Raw genomic sequence first — 22,653 nt, 5'->3', positions numbered from 1 at the left:
TTGGCTAACAACCTTATGCAAAAAAAGCCGTATCCGGAAATTCAGCGGAACGGTTTTTTTGTGTGTAGGTGAGTGCTTAAATAGGAGGGGATTGAGGATGATAAAGTGGTGGCTTAAAGACTGCTAAACTGTTTTGCTCGATTGAAAGTTTTATCACGAATGAGCAGCGGGAGAACCTGCAGAGTGAATCAAGAAGAGCTTCATGGAAGTATGATAAAATGACTGAAAAGGTAATCGGTTAGGCAAAAAGAAAAGATGAGTCTGGATCTGTAAAATGGAAACGAATAAATTGCTTTTTCATATGACACATATTAAGAACTTGCCATCTATTTTAAAAAATCAAGAGTGATTAGCTTATTCAGAAATGGCATTGCGCAATACGTTATATCAGGATATTGCCAATCCCCGTATTCAAGAAAGACGATCCACTACTTCTATTCCGCTGGCGCCCCATGGAAGCTTGCATGAATATGTTCCATTTTATTTTGCTGCGCGTTCACCTATGCTGTATTCGGTGCTCCATAATGGAACCAATCAGGAAGAGATGGTGTACTTAGTTACAGATACCGAAACAATCGATCAAAGCGGAGTGCCTTATCTGTTTACAGATGGCCATGCAATCATGGTGATATCAGAATTTTATTCTGACTTAACAGAATTGAACAAAATTGATTGGCCATTGATGGAAGATCCGTTTTGGAAAGACACTGAGGAAGATCCCGATAGAAAGCGGCGGAGGCAAGCAGAATTTCTCGTACATAAAAAAGTTCCAATTCAGCTCTTTACAGGCTTTGCTGTGATAAATCAACTAGCGAAGGATCGAGTAGAAGAACTTTTAAAAAATCATCAAGTCAATAAACCAGTGGGCATACGCAGACATTTCTATTATAAGTGAGGTGAGTGAAATGATTATTCGGTCTTCAGGAAATTTACTGGAAGATTCGGCAGAAGCATATGTGAATACAGTTAATACCGTCGGAGTTATGGGAAAGGGAATTGCACTGCAGTTCAAACAGGCATTTCCAGATGTGTTCAAGCAATATGCAAAAGACAGTAAGCTAGGGCAAGTAAAAGTCGGCAGTATGCACGTTGTTCCTGTAGAAGGATTGACAAACCCTAAATACGTCATCAATTTCCCAACAAAAGAGCATTGGAAAAATCCCTCAAAAATGAATTACATTGATTTGGGACTTCAGGATTTAGTGAAGACCATAACCGAATTGAGGATTCAGACAATTGCCATTCCGCCTCTTGGCTGCGGGAACGGAGGACTGGAGTGGGATAGCGTTCGCGTTAAAATTGAGCAGGCCTTCAAAGATGTTCCAGTGGAAGTTCATTTATACGGACCAGCTGGCTCGCCTTTGCCCGACAAGATGAAAATCGGGACAACGGAGCCTCGGATGACAAAAGGGCGTGCTCTATTGCTTTCCCTGATGGATAGTTATTCTGGACCTGGGTATCGGCTCTCTCATTTGGAGATTCAGAAACTGGCTTATTTTTTGCAAGAAGTCGGAGAACCCATGAAACTGCGATTTCAGAAAAATAAATATGGTCCATATGCAGACAGTTTAAATCATGTGCTTCAACGAATTGAAGGTCATTTTATTCGAGGCTACGGGGACCGGAGCAGTGAAGCGGAAATCTATCTGTTGGAAGATGCAGCAGACCATGCAATTGCATTTCTTCGGAGAGACAGAGAGTCCCTCAAACGCTTGAAAAAAGTGAATGAGATCATTCAAGGATTCGAAACACCATATGGAATGGAATTATTAGCGACGGTCCATTGGGTGGTGAAACAATATCCAGAACGATCAATGGATTTATCTTTTGTGACGGAACAAGTTCAGAATTGGAGCAATCGCAAGAAAGAACTATTTTCAGCGAAACACATTGAAAAGGTATGGCGGTATCTTTTATCGCTGAATCGTGCTTCTTAAGTAACTGGAGTCCTTGCCCAAAAGACCTTCTATTTTATAGACGAAGCTTGAAAATCGCATCTTAAGGAAAGAAGTTGAATAACGAAAATGCCACCTTCAGTGAAATCAATCGATTTCGAAGGTGGCATTGTTTAGTTAGAAATCCTATTAACGACATTCGGAGAATCGCTGATCACCGGAAGTATTCATATGTCGTTGGATTACATAGACAAATATGCGGTTCCTAACTAGAGACGAGCATGCATGTTTAGTTTGTTTTTTTATCAAGTCGTCGCCTGAGTGTTAGCGCTGAAATCGCAAGGATAACGAAAGCCATTGCTGAACCGGCCGTAAGGATCTTCCATACAGTGTCGGATGGCGAGTTGAATAACTGAGCAACCGATAGGATGAGGACAGCACCCGTTACGCCCATTCCTAAAATTGCCGACGCCAAAATTTTGTTCATGCTCTTACCACCTTTCGCTAAAGTAAAAAAAGCTACTCCTGTCATCATACCAGCGCTATGTGCCATTGCAATCATGGACTGCCAGATGTCTAAGGCTAGGGAGGAGGGTAAAAGGGAATTGTTGACTTGCGGAAACTTCTTCTACCAAGATGGGCGATTCTAAAAATAGAGGTGAAGAGGATCGGCCTGCCTGAGCAGCACCGGCCACTTTTTACTTCTATAAGATAGGGAAGAACACTATGTGGCGCATGGGAATAACAACTTTACGAAAGCCAAAGGTCGGTGGGCGTTTTGGAAAAGTGGAAGGTTAACGCATGGAGTGGGAAATTGTATGTCTAAAGCGGGTTGATCGGGTAGCTGTAAAGAACTAATCATAATTTTTTATATTAAATTATTTTAATATTTTGATAATTAGAGTGATGCAAAGTGTCTCTATATAAATTTCTCCTATTTTGTTGGAAAATTTCCTGATTTAAGTTTATTCCTATTTTGATTAGGGAAAAAATCTATATCTTGAAATAGTATTGAGGGGGAAATTCGTTGGAGCATTTTTTGCAGGGGATTGCTGATTTTTCAGCTTGGTTATGGGGAGTTCCACTCATCACCGTGTTGCTCATATCAGGTCTTTACATGACAGTGAAACTTGGCTTTTTTCAATTTCGTTATTTTGGTTACATCGTTGGGCAAACTTTTGGCAGTGTCTTTAAAAAGCCAAAAGGAGAAGGAACGGTTACGCCTTTTCAAGCATTAACCTCGGCTCTGTCTTCGACAATCGGAGCGGCTAACATTGTCGGGGTGCCGGCCGCGATTATGTTTGGTGGACCGGGTGCTGTTTTTTGGATGTGGGTCATTGCGCTGATCGGGATGGCGCTGAAGTTTTCGGAAAGCGTACTTGCTGTTGAGTACCGTGAGAAAAACAGCGTGGGCGAATTTGTCGGCGGGCCGATGTATTACATGACCAAAGGATTGAATATGAAATGGTTGGGGATTTGGTTTTCATTCGCGTTGATGATTGAATTGATCCCGAGCATCATGGTGCAAGGAAACTCCATCGCGACGACAGTCGAAGCGACATTCGCTATTCCAGCGTTGTGGACGGGCATTGCGACAGCGATCCTGGTGTCGATTGTGGTCTTTGGCGGCATTAAGCGTATTGGAAAAGTGACGGAAATTTTTGTGCCGTTTATGGCCTTGGTTTATGTCGGGGGGGCTTTGGTCATTTTGCTGATGAATGTCAGTGCCGTTCCGGAATTCTTTATGCTGATTTTCAGCAATGCCTTTTCGCCTGCACCGGTGATGGGTGGCTTTGCAGGCGCAGCGATTGTGGAAGTGATTCGCTGGGGATTTGCCCGCGGCCTGTATTCAAACGAGGCGGGACTCGGTACGGCACCTATTGCTCACGCAGCGGCGATGACCGATCATCCTGTGCGTCAAGGATTCTGGGCGGTCATTGGGGTAGTCGTCGATACGCTAATTGTGTGTACAGCAACGGCTTTTGTGGTGCTGTCCTCAGGTGTCTGGACAGAAGAAGGCGCAATGGAGAACTCCTCTGCGCTAACGAGTCTTGCTTTTGAATCGTATTTCGGCCAATTTGGCGCCGTTCTCGTTACGATTTGTTTGATTTTCTTTGTGTTGTCAACGATTTTGGTCGTTGTGTTTTACGGGGCTAAGCAGGCGGAGTTCTTGTTCGGCTTAAAGGCTTCTTACGGCATGCAGGTCGTTTACATTTTGGCGGTTGTGTTAGGAGCGGTTGGTGCAGCAGAAGTGATTTGGGGCTTCCTAGACATTATGCTCGCAGCCATTCTGATTCCGAATGTTTTCGCTATTTTGCTGTTGAGTAAGAAGGTAAAGGCGTTGACGGTCGAGTTTTTCACAGCGGATCCGTATTACAAAAAAGACCAACGAGAGAAAAAAGAGAAGAAAGCAGCAGGCGTGTAAAGCTGTGTTTTTGCGAGTAAGTTTGCGGAATTAGGTAATGTAAGTTGTGAAAGCTCTATTGCTGAGGACTTCGTGTTCTTGGGAATGGGGCTTTTTTGTAGAAAAGAAAAAAAGACGATGAATTCCACATGATTTTATTAAATAGCTCTACATAAAAATTATTTATTTGAGGCTATAGTCTTAGGCTTAACTAACTGGTACACTAAGTGAGTTAACAATATTTGGATGACTTTTTTGTCGTGAGTAAAGACGGCGGCGGAAAATTTCAGCGCAAATAATTGCGAAGAGGAGGAAACAATAATGAAGAAAATGGGTTTTGCAATCATGTCATTGATGGTGGTTATTAGTTTTACACTCAGCGCAGCTCCTACGCCAGTAGACGCTGCAGGCGTAAAAGCGAAGACCTATGCCAACTGCACCGAAATCAACAAAAAGTATAAAGGCGGCATTGCTCGTTCTTCCAAAGTGAAAAACAAAGGCGGCGTAACGAAACACAAGCCGTTTGTTTCCCAAGCGTTGTATGACGCCAACAAAAAGAGTGATCGTGATAAAGATTTGATTGCTTGCGAGAAGTAAGCGTTTGGTGTGACTTGTGAGGAAGATGCATTGCATGAAAAAACCGGTGCCAGGAATCACTCAGATTCCTGACACCGGTTTTTTTGTGGGAATTGTTTGGAAGTTGTGTGGGTGCCTGGCACCCACACAACTGCCGAGTAGTTGCGCGAGCTCCAGCATGCCGTATTTACCTGCAACCGCTTCAGCGTCCGCATTGTAATTGGTGTTGGTATTGACGTCGTACGTGAAAATATCTCCATCGCTATTGCGGATAAATTCAATGCCAGCGACCGCAATCTCGTTGAGGCGTAGGAAGTTCTCGTATTTTTCGATGATTGGATCATTGAATCCTTCCACAATTTGAAACTTCGGTTGTTCTTCTACTTGTTCACCGGCAGGGCACAACAGATCGTCAATTCGGCATGCATCTGCTGGGCACAATTCGAATCCTTCTGACGTATCCACTTGTACTGCGTAAACAAATTTTCCGCCCACAAATTCACAACGCGTGATAAACGGTTCGGGAGCTTGGATGTATTCCTGGACCAGCGTGATGCCGTCAATGGATGGCTCAAATTCGTCGCTGTCTAGGTATTGCTTTAGTGCATCGATTGAGTGGAACAAGCGAACGCCGAGCCCTTTGCCAGCGCGGTTATGTTTGGTGATGAACGCCGAAGCACCTAACTTCTCGGCAGCCTCGATGATTTGTTGCTGACCGTTCGCAGCAATTGTTTTTGGCGTTTTTATACCGGCAGCATTCAATGCCATGGACTGATTCACTTTGCTGACTTCGAGACGCAACGCGCGCGTGCCGTTAAAGACCGTTCTGCCATGGTGCTCGAGCCAAGCAAGTAAGGAATCGGCCATTTCCGGCGCAAAACGGTGACCTCTCGTGTGAGAAGAGGCACTCATGCGACTGTAAAAGACGCCTTCAGGAGGGGTGTCGTTCAAATTCACGAGCCCTTCATTGATAAACCAGTCTTCGTACGGCAATTCCAATTCGTCTAGCCGCTTAAATAAATGCGTCGTCCATTCTTCATTTTCGTGTATGACGTAAATCTTTTCAGTCATCAGTATCCTCCTTAGTTGGTAAGTTCTTTAAGAGCTTGTCGTTTTCCTTCAACGAGTGGCATGACTTGTTTTGAAAAGCGCTCCATTTCTTCCAGTTGTGGTGAAAATTGCAGCAGCAGTAAATCCAGTCCCACTTGTTCATAAGCGAAAATTCGCTCAGCGATTTGTTCCGGTGTACCGATCAAGTTCGGGCGAAGACCCCGGTTGGAGACCGAATAATCTTCCAGTTTTACTTGTTGTTCCAGTTGTGATTTGCTGACGAAATCGTCATAACCGACATAGCCGCTCGAATCTTTCATGTCGACAATGCGGGCATATTCCGTTGCCACTTCTTCTTCCGTATCGCGGCACACAACATAAGCGGCCATACCAAATGACTGGAGCGGTGCTTTCCCAGCCAGGTGTCGCAAGTGTTTCATGTCTTTGATCTTCGCTGCGATTTCCTCTACCGTACCGCCGTGCATCACATAAGCGTCGCATGCGTCAACAATCGATTTCTTGCCGCGTGGGCTTTCGCCTCCAGCATAGAGAATAGGATTCGGACGTTGTACAGGCTTTGGTGCCAGACGTGCATTTTGGACATCGTAGTATTTTCCTGTAAATGAAAACTCTTCTTCAGTCCACATGCCTTTGACGATTTGCAAAAACTCATCTGTCCGGTCGTAACGTTCATCGTGCTCAGTAAATTGCCCGCCGTATTGCCGAGCTTCCTCTGCCCACCAAGCCGATACGACATTTAACGTGAAGCGGCCATTGGAGATTTGGTCAATATTCGCTGCCATTTTGGCAGTGACCGCTGGGTTATGAAAAGCGGGACGGATGGCTGTCATGATTTCGATTTTCTCTGTCACAGCCGCAAGTCCTGCTGCGGTCGACCAGGCTTCTAACGAATCAGCGGCCATTCCTTTTATATCATTTAAATTCAGTTCAGCGATCAACGTGATGTCATAGCCCCATTTTTCCGCTGACTGCACCACTTGTTTGGCATAGTCGAACGTAGTCGGCATGTTTTCATCTTCTACATTGCGCAGCCATCCCCCGAAAATCGGTAGCCAAAAACCATATTTCATCTATCAACCATTCCTTTCAGTAGGAGATTCCACTCTCGCAACATTCACTCAATTAGTGAGTGAAACTAGTATACATTAAAACAATCTATTCTTACCAGTAAACTTGGTTTTAAATTGTTTGGAAGTTGTTTGGGTGCCTGGCACCCAAACAACTAAATACCGGTACCTTTTTCTTGAGTAGCATATTATAATCAGAATGTTAGTTAAAATGTAGTTAGAATGGAGTGGGTATAATTTGGTTGTTTAGTATACATTACCTAGATGGATGATAAGAAAAAAAGTGTAAAGAACAGCAATTTTTCATATGAAATGCGTAGACAACAAGTGAGTCTAGTTTCACGTACGGTAAAGAATAAGGTCAATCTCGGTATACTCAAGTCATGCAGTTGTCTGACTCAAATTGGAGGAGAAAAAATGAAAGTTCACTCATCATTACTTACAAAAATTGCCCAATCTTCAGCTTTAACGATGTTGGTTGTCGCTTTTGCGGTTTCACCGGTTTCTGCCGCAACATTCACAGACGTGTCAGAACGCTATGAGCCAGCAGTCAATTACTTGGTCACTCAAGACATTACAAACGGTGTTTCGAAAACCAAGTTTGGCATCGATCAAAACGTTAAACGCGGAGATGCGGCAATTATTTTGGCGCATGCGCTTGGCTTTACAGAAAAAGATGCACCTTCTTCGGGATTTGGAGACGTACCGACACGCGGAGTCGTTGCTATTAACGCTTTGAAAGCAGCTGGAATTGTTAACGGAAAATCTGCTAAGAGTTTTGGTTTTAACGACTTAATGAAACGCGGAGAAATGGCGTTGATGCTAACGAAATCAGCCGCCTATAACATTAAAGGTGACAAATCGAAGCTTACTTTTACGGATGTAAATGACCGTTATGCAGATGCGGTTGCAGCTCTTGTTGATCATAAAATCACGACAGGAAAGTCAGCTGCGAAATTTGGAACAAATGATCTTTTAAAACGTGGAGAATATGCTGTTTTTATTCATAAAATTGAACAAAGTATTGAAAAAGAACCGGTTGTGCCGTTTGCGTTAACAAAGTATCAAGGGCTTTGGGAAACCAAAAGAGCGAATAGCCAAGATCCATATCTGTCTGTGAATATTGAAAACATCAAAGCGAACACAGCTAAGGTTCAAGTCGATTCCATGTCTTCGGGTGCGATGTACATTGGCTCGGTAGACAGTGAAGCAAAATTTGTAGATAACAAAGCGAGAATCTATTACAGCGAAGATGGTTTTAATGGAAGTGGTGTCATCACAATCGAATTGTTAGAAAATGCGGTAGGGGTAACAGTCGTAAAAAGCAATGAAAGAGGCTATCTATTCGAAGGGAAATACAAAGCTTATAAAAAGTGAAAGCTCGGGGGTTGTGATTCTTTAAAAGACAATTCATAAGAACCGTTTTGAAACTAATACTATAGCTAACAAAAGCACCTTTTGGAATTGACTCGATTCCGAAAGGTGCTTTTGTTAGTTTTGTGGATCTATACAACTCATTAAAAACCTAAACTAAATAAAAATAAAATATAAAATAAATAAAACTAAATATTCAGTTTATTTAATTAAATTATGTGTTAATATAAAAATAATTATCTTTTACATGTCATATGACTTATTAAATTCACATTTTAAATTTAATTAAATTTATAGTGTGTGTAAAAAGTACTGAACTATTTATAAATATAATAATAAAAGGGAATTAACAAAAAAATAACAATTTTTTCATACACTAATTACAGAAGAATTTCTAAGCTCAAAAGCGTAAAGGAGGACATGCTATGAAAATACTGGTGATTTCTACAGGGCCGTTTGGAATGGATGGCATTACCAACGTTATTCTCAATTACTACCGGGCTACAGACAAAACAGCTGTTCATTTTGATTTTGTGATTCCCAATGAGATTGGAGAAGCTGTTAGAGTAGAGTTTAAAAAAAACGGCAGTCAAATATTCCAGCTTACTGGACGCATGAAAAATCCTTGGTTTTATACACGAAAGCTAACCAAACTAATAAAAACACAGCAGTACGACATTGTTCATGCACATGGCAATAGCTGCACATTGGCTTTAGAAACTTATGCAGCAAAAACAGCTGGCGTTAATGTCATAATTCCACATAGTCATAATTCCACCAACACATACAAATGGGCGCATAAAGGACTCAGAAGATTGTTTGATTCTACGTATACGCACGGCTTTGCATGCGGTGAGTTAGCGGGACAGTGGTTGTACAACAAGAAGCCCTTTGAAGTTATCAACAATGCCATCCATGTTGAAAAGTTTGAATACGATTCTTCTATACGGGAGAGGGTTCGTCAAAGCTACGGCTATGGCAAGGAACGTATAGTCGGACATATTGGTCATTTTACGTACCAGAAAAACCACGAGTTTGTCTTAGCGGTATTTAAAGAACTTCACAACATAGACAATCGTTACCGATTAATGCTCATTGGTGATGGAGCATTAAGGGACGCGATTGAAAAAAAAGCACAGGCGCTAGGGATAACGCAGTTTATTTTGTTCACAGGTAATACATTGGATGTTCCTGATTTGATGCAAGCGATGGACATGCTGGTTTTACCGTCCCGTTTTGAAGGCCTGCCGTTAACTTTAGTGGAAGCACAAGCTGCCAGTTTACCGTGTTACGTTTCAGATGCCGTATCAAAAGAAGCAGGCATTACTGATTTAGTGAAGTTTTTTCCGTTAGAAAAAAGTCCAGAACAATGGGCTGAATTTATTCACAGCCAGCAAGTTATTGATCGACAGGTAACGAGCAAAAATATTCACACGAGCATTGCTAGCGCAGGCTATAGCATTTCAAGCAATGCCGAACGTGTGACTGAACTATATAAGCAGTACGTAGAACAAGCAGCGACGGCGCGTTAAAAAGGGGGTTAGGACCATGGAAGAAGGAATTAGTTTAAGAGATGTCTTTAAAATAATCGGTAATTATAAAGTGCTGATTTTATCAATCGTCGTTGTCTTCGGTTTAACAGCAGGCCTTGTTTCGCATTACGTATTGCCTCCTGTTTACGAAACGTCGACACAAATAGTAGTTCATCAAAATGACATCAAAACCGGCAAAGAAATCAATCAAAACAATGAAGCTGACTTGCAGTTGATCGAAACGTATAGCGACATTATTGAAAATCCGGGTGTTTTAGCACAAGTAAGTGAACGACAAAATTTAGCGCTGACAGCAGAACAAATGAACAAACAAGTGACTGTGACGACAAACACGAACTCTCACGTAATTAACATTTCGGTCCGAGACAGTGACATTGAACGAGCAGTGGTGATAGCAAATACTACTGTAGAAGTGTTTAGTGAAGAAGTCAGTCGTTTATTAAACGCGAATAACGTATCGGTTATTTCACCAGCAGCTAACATTGGGATTCCTACACCTGTAGCGCCGAATGTCGCATTAAATACAGCGATTGCTTCTTTGATCGGCTTGTTGTTTGGCACAAGTCTTGCATTTTTGAGTAATTACATGAACACGACAATCAAAAATGAACAAGAAGTAGAAAGGCTTCTCGACATCCCGGTCCTTGCCATTATTCCGTTTACCGCAGTCAAAGAAACACGAGGAGAACAGATCCAGACAACTTTTGAAAGAAAAGAGGTGTGAGTGTATGTCCAACAAACAAAAAGCCATTCCTGAAATTATTGTTAACTCAACACCACAGTCTTTTGAAGCCGAACAATTCCGTATTTTACGAACGAGCATCGCACTTCAAACCAAAAAGCAAAAAATCAATTCCATTTTAATCACCTCTCCATCCGCGGAAGAAGGCAAAACCACAACCGCCGTGAATTTGGCCGCCGTGTTTGCAGAAGAAGGTAAAAAAGTATTGCTAGTTGATGGTGATATGCGTAATCCGGCTATTCATAAAATTTTTCATAAATCGAATACACACGGTCTTGCGAGTGTACTGATGCGGCAACTGTCTATAAAAGATGCCATTCAGTCTTCTTTTATACCTGGACTGAAAATCTTAACGAGTGGGCCCGTCCCATTAAACTCAGTTAAATTATTAGGTTCTGGCATGCTCGAAACATTTATCGCCACATCAACTGTTGAGTTTGATCTACTCATTTTTGATTCACCACCTGTATTGTCTTATTCCGATGCACAGTTGCTGGCGGATAAATGTCAGTATTCTGTTTTGGTCATTAACACGAAAGAAACTGAGCGGAATTTGGCGGTAAAAGCGAAAACTCTCCTCGATTTAACAGAATCTAAGCTACTTGGTGCAGTCTTAAACAAAACAATCGCACGACATTAAAACGTTTATGCGTCCACTAAAGGCGGTGAATCGATTGCACACTATACGTTTAAGTAAGTACGATACACAAATGGCATTGTCAGAAATGAAAAACGAAGACAATCGCTTTTTTACAAGTGATTTGTTGTTGTTTTATATGCTTTGGCCAATCCTCATTGTGCCGAAAGAAATTCAATTTTTTCTATTATTGCCGATTGCGTTGATGTTAGTGAAAAAACACAAAATCTATTTTGATTTACTTAGTTTTTTTCTAGGTTCTTATGTGTGGGTATACGTGTTTTCAATTGTTGCCAATTTAACAACGCGCTCTTCTGAGTTTACGCGCATATTGGCAGCTATAAATTCTTTAAGTATTTGGGTATTGGCTATCGTGTTTTATTTGATTTTCAAAAATACACAGCTGCCAATGAAAAACTTTATCAAAATTGGTTTTATCAATTACTTGTTATTGATCGCAATATGGGCAGTGAGCATGGTTATTCATTCACTTACGTCTTTAGGGGCATTATCGTTCCTCGGGCGCACTTTGTATTACACAGAAACCTTTAATCAAGAAGTTGTCGCTCGGTTTGTCGGGTTGATGGATTATTCCAATTTGATCGTGATGTTCTGTCTTTTTTTCTATCCTTTGTATTTTATGCACGTTCGTCAGTTTACTAGCAAAATCGTCCAACTTCTTTTTTTAGTTATCGGCATTTTTCCACTTATTAGCAGTTATTCAAGAAGTGGTTATTTGGTTTTCGGTGCCGCTACCGCAATTGGTGTTGTTTATTATTTGTATAAATCGTTAAACCGAGAAGTATTTTACTTTGGTGCTTTTTTAACGCTGTCGGTCGCCCTTGCGCTTTTTTATACCGCTGATTTAAACAGTGCCGTCCGCTTGCAAGTTGAAGAGTTGCTAACTGCTAGGGAAGGGAGCAATGATAGCAGAACGATCATTTTAGCTGAAAGTATTGACCTCACAATGCAAGACTCACCTATTACCGGGATGGGCATAAAAGATAATTCTTCGACGGGCTATCCTCTAGGTTCACATTCGACGTTTATCGGGTTTTTCTATAAAACAGGGACACTGGGTTTAATGCTTGGAACGTGGTTATTTGTTTTTATCAATTTGAAAATCCTGTTGTTGAAGAGTACATTGGATCGAAAAATTTTGAGTGTCTTTATTTTTATGATGCCGTTGATTTTTATTGTTGAAGATATTGACGGAGCCAATTGGTTGATTTGTTTGTATTTCGTATTTGTAGCAGTGCTGTTCAACGACAGCAATTGGAAAACGTAGAACTCTTTACGACGCTTCCCATTACTTTTACAGAGGAGGAGGACGATGAAAAAGTTCATTGACCGAGAATTGTTTTTGGGTACTCAAAATGATTTGATTGATCTTATTTTAACGAACACCAGCTCAGGGAAAAAAACAATTTATTATGCGCTGAATTCGGATTGCATGCTGATGTATTGGAGGGATGAAAGCTACCGAAAGATTATCAATCAAATCAAAAACATGGTGTATGTTGACGGCATGGGCATTATTTTCGCACAAAGAATACTGGCATTACCGACAGCCAAAGAGCGAATTGCCACAACCGATTTGTTTCCTGCGCTAATGGAGGAAATCAATAGACGGCCAGAGAAAATGAACGTTTTTTTGCTGGGCAGTAAAGGTGATACAGCCGATAGGGTATTAACGAGTTTTAGAGAAAAATACCCACACGTCCAATTTGTGGGGTGTCACCACGGCTATTTTGAAAAAGAGACCGAAAGCAAGCAGGTCATCGCTGCAATTAACAGAACACAATCAGATATATTGTTTGTCGGTCTTGGCAACCCAGCGCAGGAAAAGTGGGTAGACACTCATCAAGACGTTATCCAGACATCCACAATCATTACTTGCGGCGGCTTGTTTGACTATTACTCAAATAACGTAAGGCGTGCCCCATTGTTCATGCAGAACAATGGCTTTGAATGGCTATTTAGGCTATCTCAAGAACCGTTTCGTCTTTTTAGAAGATATGTTTTCGGTAACTTTAGGTATATAATGAAGATTCTTTCATTGAAGATGATTAAATAAAACCTGGAATTAGACAGGGAAAAAGAGAAGCTGTGGTCAAAAGGGGGTCGAACCTATGCGTAAAAAGATGTTGCGATTAGTAAAACGACCTTTTATACGAAATGTGCTTATCATGGGTGGCGGATCAGCAGCCGGTCAAATTATTACGGTGCTGATGTCGCCTATCATTACTCGGCTGTATGGTCCTGAAGCTTACGGACAAATGGGGATTTTTATCTCTTTTTGCTTTCTTGTGATCCCAGCTGCTGCTTTAACGTTTCCAAGTGCAATTGTATTGGCAACAAATGATTCAGAAGCAACAGGCTTAGCGAGAATTTCGGTAAAGGTATCGATTGGAGTCGCACTTTTTTCAGCAGCCGTTCTCTTTTTGTTTAGTGACCTAATTGCGCGAGTCTTTCATCTCGAACAAATCATTTCTTTGTTTTATCTCATTCCATTCGTTATTTTGTTTTCCGGGTATTTGCAAATTCTCGAACAATGGCTTATTCGAAAAGAACAATTCTTGCTAACGGCGAGAGTCGAAGTGGTACAAGCCATGGCGTTACAAGGCAGCCGAGTCGGAGTGGGCTTTTTTTACCCGACATCCTTCATTCTCATCGTCAGCTGGTCACTTGGATTGGCGTTTAAGTCGGCTCTTTTGCATCTGTTTTCTCATTTGTCGGGACCGCACCGACTTTCATTTTCAGCGGAAACTGGGGTGTCACTTAAGGGAATTGCGAAAAAATACAAAGATTTCCCGTTGTTTAGGGCTCCTCAACTGTTGTTGTATTCCCTATCGGAAACCTTGCCGCTGCTATTACTCGCAAGTTTCTTCGGTCCTGCATCCGCTGGTTTTTATTCGATAGGTCGAACTGTGTTGAACGTACCCGCAAATTTAATCAACAAAGCAATCGGTGACGTTTTTTATCAACGCTTTACCGTTGCCGCTAAAAACAACGAAAACCTTTCCTCCCTGCTCATAAAAGCGAGCTTAGCTTTAGGCGCAGTTGGAATCATTCCTTTTGGTACTATTATGTTAGCGGGACCTGAAGTTTTTGTATGGGTGTTCGGGGAGCAATGGGTTGTCGGGGGTGAGTACGGAAGATGGATTGCCTTGTGGTTATTTTTTGTCTTAATGGCAAAACCGAGTACGGTCGCCTTGCCGGTGTTAGCAGCGCAGGGATTCTATTTGGTTTACACTGTTTTGATGGTTCTTGTGTGGATCGGCGGCTTATCAATAGGAGCGTATGTTTTTGACAGTGAGCAAATCACGATTGCCATTTTTGGTGTATCCGGTGCTTTGATGAATCTGGTATTGATGATTCTTACCATGTTTATTAGCAAGCGATTTGAGCGGAACGAAAGTAGCTAGAGTTTGATACAGAGCGAGTTGCATAATTACAGGCGTCACTTTTAAAATCTGCGGATTTTGAAGGGACGTTTTTTTATAGGTGAACTAACGAAAGTTATTGCTTGAAGGAGAATTCTTAAGAAGGACTGGTTTAGAAGAAAGGATAGGGAACAACTAAATTAGCAACAACCGATTTCAGGCAAGTGGATTGAAGTTGCGACAAAGGCAAATTTGCAGAACAACGAGCATGGCTACCAAGCCAGTACCAATTCACCGATTGTCGTGACGCGAACATGTGGTCATATTGTTTCAGTCAACAGCAAAGTACTCGAAGCCGGCATCTCGGTTGCATTTTCTTCCGATGCCCCTGCAACCGCTTGGGCCGACCCGGTTAATCCGTTTGTCGGCATTCAAGCTGCTGTGACGCGCCGGGCCTACGACGGGACAGACACCGGTCAACATGAGCGCATAAGCATCGAAAAAGCCATCGAACTTTATACCAAAGGCGCACAAGAAATTACGCGCATCCAAGGCGTTGGCCAATTAAAACCAGGCTACCACGCAGATTTTATTGTCTTAGAAGAAGACATTTTGGAAATTCCCGAACTGGAGATTGGCAACACGCGTGTTTTAGAAACGTTTATGGCGGGACAAAGCGTTTTCCGTAAAGTTTCAGAGAAAACCTTAGTGGTGTAAAAGAAGAGAAGAGCAGGGAGTGAGTTTTTCCTGTTTAGGTATATTTTTTTGAACGAAAGCATTAGTGAATTGGTCTAAGAAAATGCCTCCTTTGAACTCAATGAGTTTTGAAGGAGGCATTTTGGGATGGGGATAACTGCTTGCAAGTGAAGAATTAAAAATTTTGAAGCGAATCGAAGCAACATCATTTTATGTAATAACCTTTCCGAACAACAGAAAAAAGCTGAACTTGTCTCATAGATGAATGACCGCCCAAGTAGGAGTTCAGCTTTTTAGAGAAATCGCTTATGCCGTTTTCTTCTGATTTCTACCGAAGAGCACCAGTCCGCCCATCAACGCCATCAATACCCCAATCATCGTGTAAAGCGGTCCGTTTGTAGCGGTTGTCGGCATTTCGTCTCCAGCCATTTCAACTTGACCGCGAATTTCGCCATCCGGATATTCTTCTGTATGAAGATTGACGTAAATGTCACCCGCGACCATCGCTTTCGTAAAGTCTTCCCAGCTCATATCTCCGGCAAGATCGGCTTCGGTCAACGTACCCGTCGCGACTTCTCCGTTATAATCCATGGGTTCGTCATTTTTAAACAGCATGATTTCTACAGGTCCGTCTTCTCCCGTAGCGCCACTGTGGAAATGCCCTGCCATCGCGTCGTCCAACTCATTGGCATTGACCGTGAAATCCAAGGACATGCCATCTTCGCTAAACATGATGCTCGCGTCTCCCGTAGCATCGCTTTCGATTTCCATGGTTTCTTGCTCAGGCGTCAATTCCGCCATGAATTCCTGCCCTTCATGAGCCGCAAAAACCGATCCTGCAAATCCTCCGACGGCCAATACTGAAACTAACGGTAAAGCTATGCGTTTTTTCATACATCAGTCTCCTTCTTGCAAATTTCGCCAGTAGGCGATAACATATTATACAATAAAACAATCTTAATTGATTGAATTTTCTGAACAAACGATTACAAGCTACTGGAATAAAACCTTAATTTACCAATTGGGAAGCAATTAAACAAGTCAGCAGTGCAAGAAGCTTTTCTGCGTTTATCATTTCTTTTATTGATAAAAGACTTTGGATCTTGTTAATCAAAACAAATGAATAGTGTTCGAGTAAGTGAATAGGAGTGAAAAAATGAGAAGGAGAATAGGCGTCATACTCATAGTGATGGGCTTGCTGTTCGCTGTTTGGAATGGCTATAAGTGGCTTTTTGACACGTCTTCTGGCCAGCGAGTAATCGGTGACAACGATATCGCACAAGCTGATAAATTCGATAGCGTCGATGTTCCGGCAAAAGTTCTTGTTGAAAAAGAAGCTTCGGAACAGATTAAAAAATCGGTAGAGCCCAAACAACGAACGTATGAAGAATACGATCGCGGTGATGACATCGGTTGGTTGCTGATTCCTTCTCTTGGTAAAAAGTACCCGGTCTATTGGGGAACAGATGACGACACCCTAACGCAAGGAGTCGGATACCATGTGGGCAACTTTACTGTGCCGCCGGATGGTCAGCGCCACACCGTTTTATCCGGTCACAGAGACACGGTTTTTCGCGAACTTGGTGATTTAAAAGAGGGCGACAACCTGTTTGTGCAATTTGAAGGCATGCAATACGAATACAAAATAACGCAGAGTTGGATCACGGCTGCAGAAGACCGCACAGTGATTGTGACAAAAGATGAACCGGTACTAACACTGACCACTTGTTATCCATTTAATTTCCTAGGGGCGGCTCCTGATCGTTATATTATCGAAGCACCACTTGTGAATATAACGGAGATGGATTGATAGAGAAATACTCTTTAGAAAAGGGAAGTTGTTTTATTCCATTTTTTTGTTTTGAAGAAGTATTAAGCGCATATTTGGGTTAAAAAGGTGAACACCCGGATTAACAATACAAGCTCTTTAACCAACAAGCCAATCGACTGTCGATAGCGTTTACACGGAAAGTTCAATTTAAAAAGCGTCTCGGGAGATCAACTAAATCTCCCGAGACGCTTTTTGATTATTTTTTCTCGATTCCAAGTGCAAAGCCGAGATACATCAATGCATTGCGTGCTTTAAACGCCGTCGTCATCGACAGGCGTTCGAGTTCAGCTTGCGTCATTTGATGTTTACGCAATTCACCCGTTTGTGCGACTTCTTCTTTTTTAGTAATAACGTCAACAAAGCTACGTTCCATTTGGTCGCGTAACAACAGGGCACGAACGGTTGCAATATTTTGAACCTTGGATTGCTCGTAGCCAAATAGTTCCTTGCTGTGCCAGAATAACGCTTTTAGTGCACCGTTTTTAGTGTCCCGAATAAACGGCTTAAGCGGATTTTTTGGATCTTCATCTTCAAACCACATGCGTTGCATGCCCGCACGCGAATTTTTCATGTCGAGCTCGTAGTACGAACTGATAAACTGCGCCATTTTTGAAAACAGTGAAAAAGCCTGACGGTAGACGGTTTTTAATTGTTCGTTGCGTTCTGAACTTGGCTCTTGCTCGAGTGCTTCGAATAGATTCCAGCGCAGCACGGTAAATTCCGAAACCATGGAGTCCATAAATGTTTCAAGGAACAGTCCACGTTCTTTGTCATCGGCTTTTTTATGACGGTAGTTTAAGGTATCGACTTTCATCGTGCCTTTTGGATCGATTTCATTGTTATCATTCAGCAGCAACCGGTGTTCTGCACACCAATCACGGTACTCCCGCTCACGGCCGTCAAAAAAGTTCGGCTTGTAATTGCCGGTTAAGTCGATCGGTCCGATGTCCTCTAGCATTTTGACAGCCAGTTTCAATCGGTCTGCGTACAACGCACGACCGTTAACATTGGTGATTTTCTCCAGGCCGTCACGCAGCAAGTCGCGCGACAGGTGAAGCGCCTCGGCTTTTTGTTCTTTGCTCCGTAGAAAAGTGGAATAAAACAACAACCCCCAGCCGCGCTCCGCATCTTGACGTTCGTAAGACGCATCATTCTCTGCTTCAGTCATTTGTTCGAGCACATGAAGCCCGTCAAGTGAGCGGCCGATGTAAATCAAGGCTTCTGCGTAATTCAAGCAGATTTGATTCCATATCGTGGGGGGGACTTTGCCACGGAACTGGGCATAGACACTTTCAAATAAAAACAACTGACGCTGTTTCATCGGGCTGTTCCAGTCTTTTTGCAGCTGGTGTTGAACACCGAGCTGACTTGTTTCCAGTAAAATGGCAAGCGGATAAGCAGCTTGTCCATCTAAACGTTTTTTCAAATGATCGATGACGTTTTGCAGTTTTTCCGGTTCGTTACGTGATTTTTGAAATTCCTGCAGCAAGTGTTGAGCCGCTTGGTACACTTCTTTCAATTCAAACTGCCCGTAATCATCTGACTGGGCAATCTCATGTAATGTCGACATAGAAATTCCTCCTTGGATCGGTGCTTCTGTTCTTATTGTATCGAAGAGCGGGCGCCTGGTCACCCATTTGTCCGAATTTTTGGGGATTGCGTTTGACGAAGTCGCATTAGTGGAGCTTCCGCACGGTTGTGGGGAAATCTGCGCGGTCGGATGGGGCTTACGCACGCTCACAGAGAAATACGCACGCTCACAGAAAAATACGCACGCTCAAAAAGAAATACGCACGCTCACAGAGAAATACGCACGCTCAAAAAGAAATACGCACGCTCAGGAAGAAATACGTACACTCACAGAGAAATACGCACGCTCAAGAAGAAGTACGTACACTCACAGAGAAATACGCACGCTCACAGAGAAATACGCACACTCAAAAAGAAATACGCACGCTCACGGAAAAATGCGCACGCTCAAGAAGAAGTACGTACATTCACAGAGAAATACGCACGCTCACAGAAAAATACGCACGCTCAAAAAGAAATACGCACGCTCACAGAGAAATATGCACGCTCAAGAAGAAATACGTACACTCACAGAGAAATACGCACGCTCACGGAAAAATACGCACGCTCAAGAAAAAATACGCACGCTCAAGAAAAAATACGCACGTTCACCAAAAAAGCCTGCGTCAGAAAGAATCTGTCGCAGGCTTACTGTTTTCAAGCAAGAGCTGATAATGCATATAATCGAAAAAATGAGCTTCATTTAATAGATCATCTGTTCCGAGTGCTGTTGCACGTTGGAAGACTTCGCGGGCTAGTTGTTCTTCGCCGGCAACGGTCAAATAAGCGTGCAAGTAGTAATACACAGCGAGCGATTCGTAATCGACGGTCGGCTGTTGTGTTTTTCGGTTATAGCGGCCGTAAAGTCGTTGATCGCTAGTCCATTCTTTTTTCACCCAGCTTAGAAATGTGGGGGAGGCTTCTCCCAGTTTCTGCCGATTCATCGCAATTAACAATTGATCGATAAGATGGACTTCGTTGCTTTTTTTATACGATTGCTGTTTCGTATCGTAATACTCTGGAAAAAAGATTTCAGTGGACTCGGTGTTTTTCAGTAACGCGAGCGACGTGTCTGAAATCCATTGATTCTCAGAAACATAACTTAAGGTCAGGCGCTGCGCGGGTAACGCAAGTGTCCAGTCGTAAAAATCTACGGTTGAGCCATCTTGCTGCTGAACACTTGCAATGGATTCGCCCAATGTTGTTGCGATTTCTGCGTATTCCTCACGGCTAAACAAAGTTGCCGCTTGTTGCAATGCTTCGATAATGCGCACGTCATCAATCAATGCATTGGTAGTTGCTTGTTCATTTAAACGCCAAAAAACGAAAGAAGTACCGTTTTTACCGGTAACGAAATGTGCTTTTAACAATTCGTATTGCTCGTGAAACGTTTTTTCGTCTTTGATTAAAACCAAATATTCCATATATAAGCCAATGCTTTCTGACAAATATTCGGATTTTGGATCGTCAGGATAGGCATAGATCAAGCCGTCTTCATTTGTGTAGCTTTTTTCAACGTGCTGTTGAACAGAGTCCACACTTCCACACCCACCTATCAGTAATAAAAGAATCAACAGAAAGCCAAGCTTGGTTTTCATTAGCCAATCCCCTTAAAGCGTTTTGTTTTGTCCCAGGCAATGGTTTTGCCTCGCAAGCGGCTCCATAAGTAAGTTGAAAAGCTGCGAACGAGTAGGATAATGAATAATTGAGCGTAGGTAAAGTACATAATGAAAATATACAGGACATTTTTCAATGACACGTTGCGATCGACGACCAATGCGCTCAATAATTGACTGGTGTACACAATGTAACTCATAAACCACAAAATCAATAAAGGCGCGTCCATGTTGGGGAGTTGGTAGCCCGCGACACTCATAACGAAAAATACATCTGAAAATAATAAAACCACGACAAATACCAAATAGGTTAAAACGTGTTGAAGACTGAGGAAAAACGTTTTCCCTTTCCAATGCGACAAGTCTTGCAGTGACTTTTCCAACAAGTAAATATTGCCGGTTAGCCAGCGCGTTCGTTGCTTGATGAAGGTTTTCATTTGTTCCGGTTCTTGTTCCCACGTTCTGGATGTAGGTACTACCGGCAGTAAATAGCCTTTTGCGGTCAAGCGTACGGTTAACTCGGCGTCTTCCGCCAGCGCAAAAACGTCGTAGCCGCCGAGTTCTTCGAGTACCGATCTGCGGAGCAACATATTGGTGCCGGCAAGTGAACCAAGTTTGAACAGTTTCCAACGTCCCGACTGCATCAACAATTGAAACACTTGGAACTCGAGCGCAATCATACGCGTTAAGGTGTTGGTTTCTGCGTTTTTTGTTTTCACATAACCAACAGCACCGGCAGCATCTTTTGTTGTTTCTGCTGCACGAACCAATTTGTCTAAGGCATCAAATTCCGGTTCATTATCCGCGTCGTAAACCACAAAGTATTCCGAGTTTGAAATACTGAGTCCGTAATTTAATACGCGTGACTTTCCAGAAGGCGAGCCGGGTGGCACTGGGATATAGTGAATGCGTGAAAATACCGAAGCGAATTCCATAGCGATTTCCGCTGTGTCGTCTTTGGAGTTGTCATCGAGTACGTAAATATCGAGTTGTCCTTTGTATTCGAGTCGCGCCATGGCACGCAATGTATGTTCAATCACAATGCCTTCGTTATGGGCTGGAATGAGTAAAGCCACACTTGGATAAACGTCTAACTCGTCGCTATCTTTAAAGGTCAAACGAAACCAAATGCCCGCGATGGTGACGAGTGAATAGAAGATGAGCAATATCCAGAAAAAAGCCATGATGATCATGATGATGGAACCCATTATAGACGTCCCACCAAACTAGCCAGTTGGCCCGCATTTTCAACGACTGTTTTCATAAATGAAAACGGAGGATCAATAAAATTCAAATCGTTTCGTGTTTTATCTTTGAAACGCTCAATCATTTGTTGTGCGCCTTCAGCATGCGTATTTTTGAGTAGCACGTAAATAACCCCATTGCTGCTAGTGATCAAATCAAATTTTTGGCGAATTGTTTGCAGCGCTAAGCGTTCGATGTCTTCCTGCAAATTGGCTTTGGTTCGTTTGTTTGAAAAGTGAATGTCGATTTTCACAAGCCACACTTCTTCTTTATTGCGCTCAGTTGATGTCAACAGCCACTGGGCTTGTTCATTAAATTCAGTAAGCGTTAATAACTTGGTCACGCCGGTATATTTCTGCAACAATTGCACTTGTCGCTGAAGTTCTACGTTTTCGTAACCTGTTTTTTTAATCGAATTCATCAAAATCCAATACAGCAACAGAAAGCTCGTTAACAGTAAATGATCGTACATATACAACAATTGCACTTCTTGTGATTTCAAGTTCACAAAAGAATAGGTAGTTAAAAATCCACCATATACGAGTGATACAGCAATGGCGTACAAAAAGACGAAACGTTCATGAATAACGGTCATGATGACAAGCGACAGACCCGCGATCAGGAGGACTGCGTAATAAAAAGGCAGAGCGAAATAAGCAATCGCCCAACCGTTAATCAAAACACCTAAAATCAAAGTAGCCATAATTACATTTTTTTTCATTTTTTCATCCCTTTTTGTCTAATGATTTCAAAAACCTGTGAAATAAATCTTAATGTGGTTACATAATACCATCGTATCTTTTTTTTCCCATTTATTTAGTCTTGACGCTACTAACCACTTGTACCCTCTCCTTGTGGTGAAAAAAGTAGGGCAGCGAGTATAACTAATATAAATCGGGTAAAAAAGGTGGATTTTTGTGAAATGGTGCCTGGCACCCACACAATACCCAAACAACTCCCCCAAAAAATACCCGCATCCAAGCCAGGCAGT

At 42.3% G+C, this 22,653-nt stretch carries 21 protein-coding genes; 13 read left to right on the top strand and 8 right to left on the bottom strand.

Going from position 1 to position 22,653, the window contains the following annotated elements:
- The first annotated feature begins 364 nt into the window (after positions 1 to 364).
- The gene (gene darT, locus FQ085_RS03155; RefSeq protein WP_149455901.1) at positions 365 to 895 is read left to right on the top strand and encodes a type II toxin-antitoxin system toxin DNA ADP-ribosyl transferase DarT; all 531 of its coding nucleotides are present in this window, start codon (positions 365 to 367) and stop codon (positions 893 to 895) included.
- A 10-nt stretch (positions 896 to 905) separates the two neighbouring features.
- Positions 906 to 1,937 (top strand): type II toxin-antitoxin system antitoxin DNA ADP-ribosyl glycohydrolase DarG, encoded by a 1,032-nt coding sequence (gene darG / locus FQ085_RS03150; RefSeq protein WP_149455900.1) that lies wholly within the window; start codon positions 906 to 908, stop codon positions 1,935 to 1,937.
- Between the two features lie 247 nt (positions 1,938 to 2,184).
- Here the strand turns inward: darG and FQ085_RS03145 are convergent, their stop codons facing one another.
- The gene (locus tag FQ085_RS03145) at positions 2,185 to 2,382 is read right to left on the bottom strand and encodes a hypothetical protein (protein WP_149455899.1); all 198 of its coding nucleotides are present in this window, start codon (positions 2,380 to 2,382) and stop codon (positions 2,185 to 2,187) included.
- Positions 2,383 to 2,922: 540 nt separating this feature from the next.
- Between FQ085_RS03145 and FQ085_RS03140 the strand changes: the two genes are divergently transcribed.
- Positions 2,923 to 4,320, top strand: a complete 1,398-nt coding sequence (locus tag FQ085_RS03140) for an alanine/glycine:cation symporter family protein (RefSeq protein ID WP_149455898.1) — start codon at positions 2,923 to 2,925, stop codon at positions 4,318 to 4,320.
- Between the two features lie 300 nt (positions 4,321 to 4,620).
- Positions 4,621 to 4,896: an excalibur calcium-binding domain-containing protein gene (locus FQ085_RS03135; RefSeq protein ID WP_149455897.1), complete on the top strand. Its 276-nt coding sequence runs from the start codon at positions 4,621 to 4,623 to the stop codon at positions 4,894 to 4,896.
- A gap of 60 nt (positions 4,897 to 4,956) precedes the next feature.
- Here FQ085_RS03135 and FQ085_RS03130 read toward each other — a convergent pair whose 3' ends face one another.
- Positions 4,957 to 5,946, bottom strand: a complete 990-nt coding sequence (locus tag FQ085_RS03130) for an ATP-grasp domain-containing protein (protein WP_262499744.1) — start codon at positions 5,944 to 5,946, stop codon at positions 4,957 to 4,959.
- An 11-nt stretch (positions 5,947 to 5,957) separates the two neighbouring features.
- Positions 5,958 to 7,016, bottom strand: coding sequence for an LLM class flavin-dependent oxidoreductase (locus FQ085_RS03125; protein WP_149455896.1), 1,059 nt, complete (start codon positions 7,014 to 7,016; stop codon positions 5,958 to 5,960).
- A 414-nt stretch (positions 7,017 to 7,430) separates the two neighbouring features.
- Here FQ085_RS03125 and FQ085_RS03120 point away from each other — a divergent pair, with 414 nt between their 5' ends.
- From FQ085_RS03120 to FQ085_RS03085, 8 genes are all read left to right on the top strand, one after another.
- Complete coding sequence (locus tag FQ085_RS03120) at positions 7,431 to 8,390, top strand: S-layer homology domain-containing protein (protein ID WP_188074699.1); 960 nt, start codon at positions 7,431 to 7,433, stop codon at positions 8,388 to 8,390.
- 422 nt (positions 8,391 to 8,812) lie between these two features.
- Positions 8,813 to 9,919 carry a glycosyltransferase family 1 protein gene (locus FQ085_RS03115; protein WP_149455894.1) on the top strand — a complete coding sequence of 369 codons (1,107 nt, stop codon included), beginning with the start codon at positions 8,813 to 8,815 and terminating at the stop codon, positions 9,917 to 9,919.
- Between the two features lie 16 nt (positions 9,920 to 9,935).
- Positions 9,936 to 10,664 (top strand): YveK family protein, encoded by a 729-nt coding sequence (locus tag FQ085_RS03110; protein WP_149455893.1) that lies wholly within the window; start codon positions 9,936 to 9,938, stop codon positions 10,662 to 10,664.
- Positions 10,665 to 10,668: 4 nt separating this feature from the next.
- On the top strand, positions 10,669 to 11,322 hold the full coding sequence (locus tag FQ085_RS03105; RefSeq protein WP_149455892.1) for a CpsD/CapB family tyrosine-protein kinase: 654 nt from the start codon (positions 10,669 to 10,671) through the stop codon (positions 11,320 to 11,322).
- 34 nt (positions 11,323 to 11,356) lie between these two features.
- A complete protein-coding gene (locus tag FQ085_RS03100) occupies positions 11,357 to 12,607 on the top strand; it encodes an O-antigen ligase family protein (RefSeq protein ID WP_188074698.1) in 1,251 nt (416 codons plus the stop codon).
- 45 nt (positions 12,608 to 12,652) lie between these two features.
- A complete protein-coding gene (locus tag FQ085_RS03095; RefSeq protein WP_149455890.1) occupies positions 12,653 to 13,396 on the top strand; it encodes a WecB/TagA/CpsF family glycosyltransferase in 744 nt (247 codons plus the stop codon).
- Positions 13,397 to 13,451: 55 nt separating this feature from the next.
- Positions 13,452 to 14,747 (top strand): lipopolysaccharide biosynthesis protein, encoded by a 1,296-nt coding sequence (locus FQ085_RS03090; RefSeq protein WP_149455889.1) that lies wholly within the window; start codon positions 13,452 to 13,454, stop codon positions 14,745 to 14,747.
- A gap of 210 nt (positions 14,748 to 14,957) precedes the next feature.
- Positions 14,958 to 15,422, top strand: a complete 465-nt coding sequence (locus FQ085_RS03085) for an amidohydrolase family protein (protein WP_262499743.1) — start codon at positions 14,958 to 14,960, stop codon at positions 15,420 to 15,422.
- Between the two features lie 285 nt (positions 15,423 to 15,707).
- Here the strand turns inward: FQ085_RS03085 and FQ085_RS03080 are convergent, their stop codons facing one another.
- Positions 15,708 to 16,295, bottom strand: a complete 588-nt coding sequence (locus FQ085_RS03080; protein WP_149455887.1) for a CHRD domain-containing protein — start codon at positions 16,293 to 16,295, stop codon at positions 15,708 to 15,710.
- A gap of 262 nt (positions 16,296 to 16,557) precedes the next feature.
- Here FQ085_RS03080 and FQ085_RS03075 point away from each other — a divergent pair, with 262 nt between their 5' ends.
- Entirely contained in the window at positions 16,558 to 17,211 is a 654-nt protein-coding gene (locus FQ085_RS03075; RefSeq protein WP_262499742.1) for a class D sortase, read from the top strand.
- A gap of 217 nt (positions 17,212 to 17,428) precedes the next feature.
- On the opposite strand, the gene FQ085_RS03070 is transcribed toward FQ085_RS03075, so the two are convergent.
- The 4 genes from FQ085_RS03070 to FQ085_RS03055 form a co-directional block, all read right to left on the bottom strand.
- Complete coding sequence (locus FQ085_RS03070; protein WP_149455886.1) at positions 17,429 to 18,802, bottom strand: LA2681 family HEPN domain-containing protein; 1,374 nt, start codon at positions 18,800 to 18,802, stop codon at positions 17,429 to 17,431.
- Between the two features lie 625 nt (positions 18,803 to 19,427).
- A complete protein-coding gene (locus FQ085_RS03065) occupies positions 19,428 to 20,399 on the bottom strand; it encodes a hypothetical protein (protein WP_149455885.1) in 972 nt (323 codons plus the stop codon).
- On the bottom strand, positions 20,399 to 21,625 hold the full coding sequence (locus FQ085_RS03060; protein ID WP_078080643.1) for a glycosyltransferase family 2 protein: 1,227 nt from the start codon (positions 21,623 to 21,625) through the stop codon (positions 20,399 to 20,401). Before FQ085_RS03060 ends, FQ085_RS03065 begins: the two co-directional genes overlap by 1 nt.
- Positions 21,625 to 22,383 (bottom strand): hypothetical protein, encoded by a 759-nt coding sequence (locus tag FQ085_RS03055; RefSeq protein WP_149455884.1) that lies wholly within the window; start codon positions 22,381 to 22,383, stop codon positions 21,625 to 21,627. Before FQ085_RS03055 ends, FQ085_RS03060 begins: the two co-directional genes overlap by 1 nt.
- Between the last annotated feature and the right edge of the window lie 270 nt (positions 22,384 to 22,653).

The organism is Planococcus sp. ANT_H30, assembly GCF_008369335.1.
GTDB lineage: Bacteria > Bacillota > Bacilli > Bacillales_A > Planococcaceae > Planococcus > Planococcus kocurii.
Note: the sequence above shows the minus strand (reverse complement) of the source record. Positions and strands in the feature narration are given on the sequence as shown.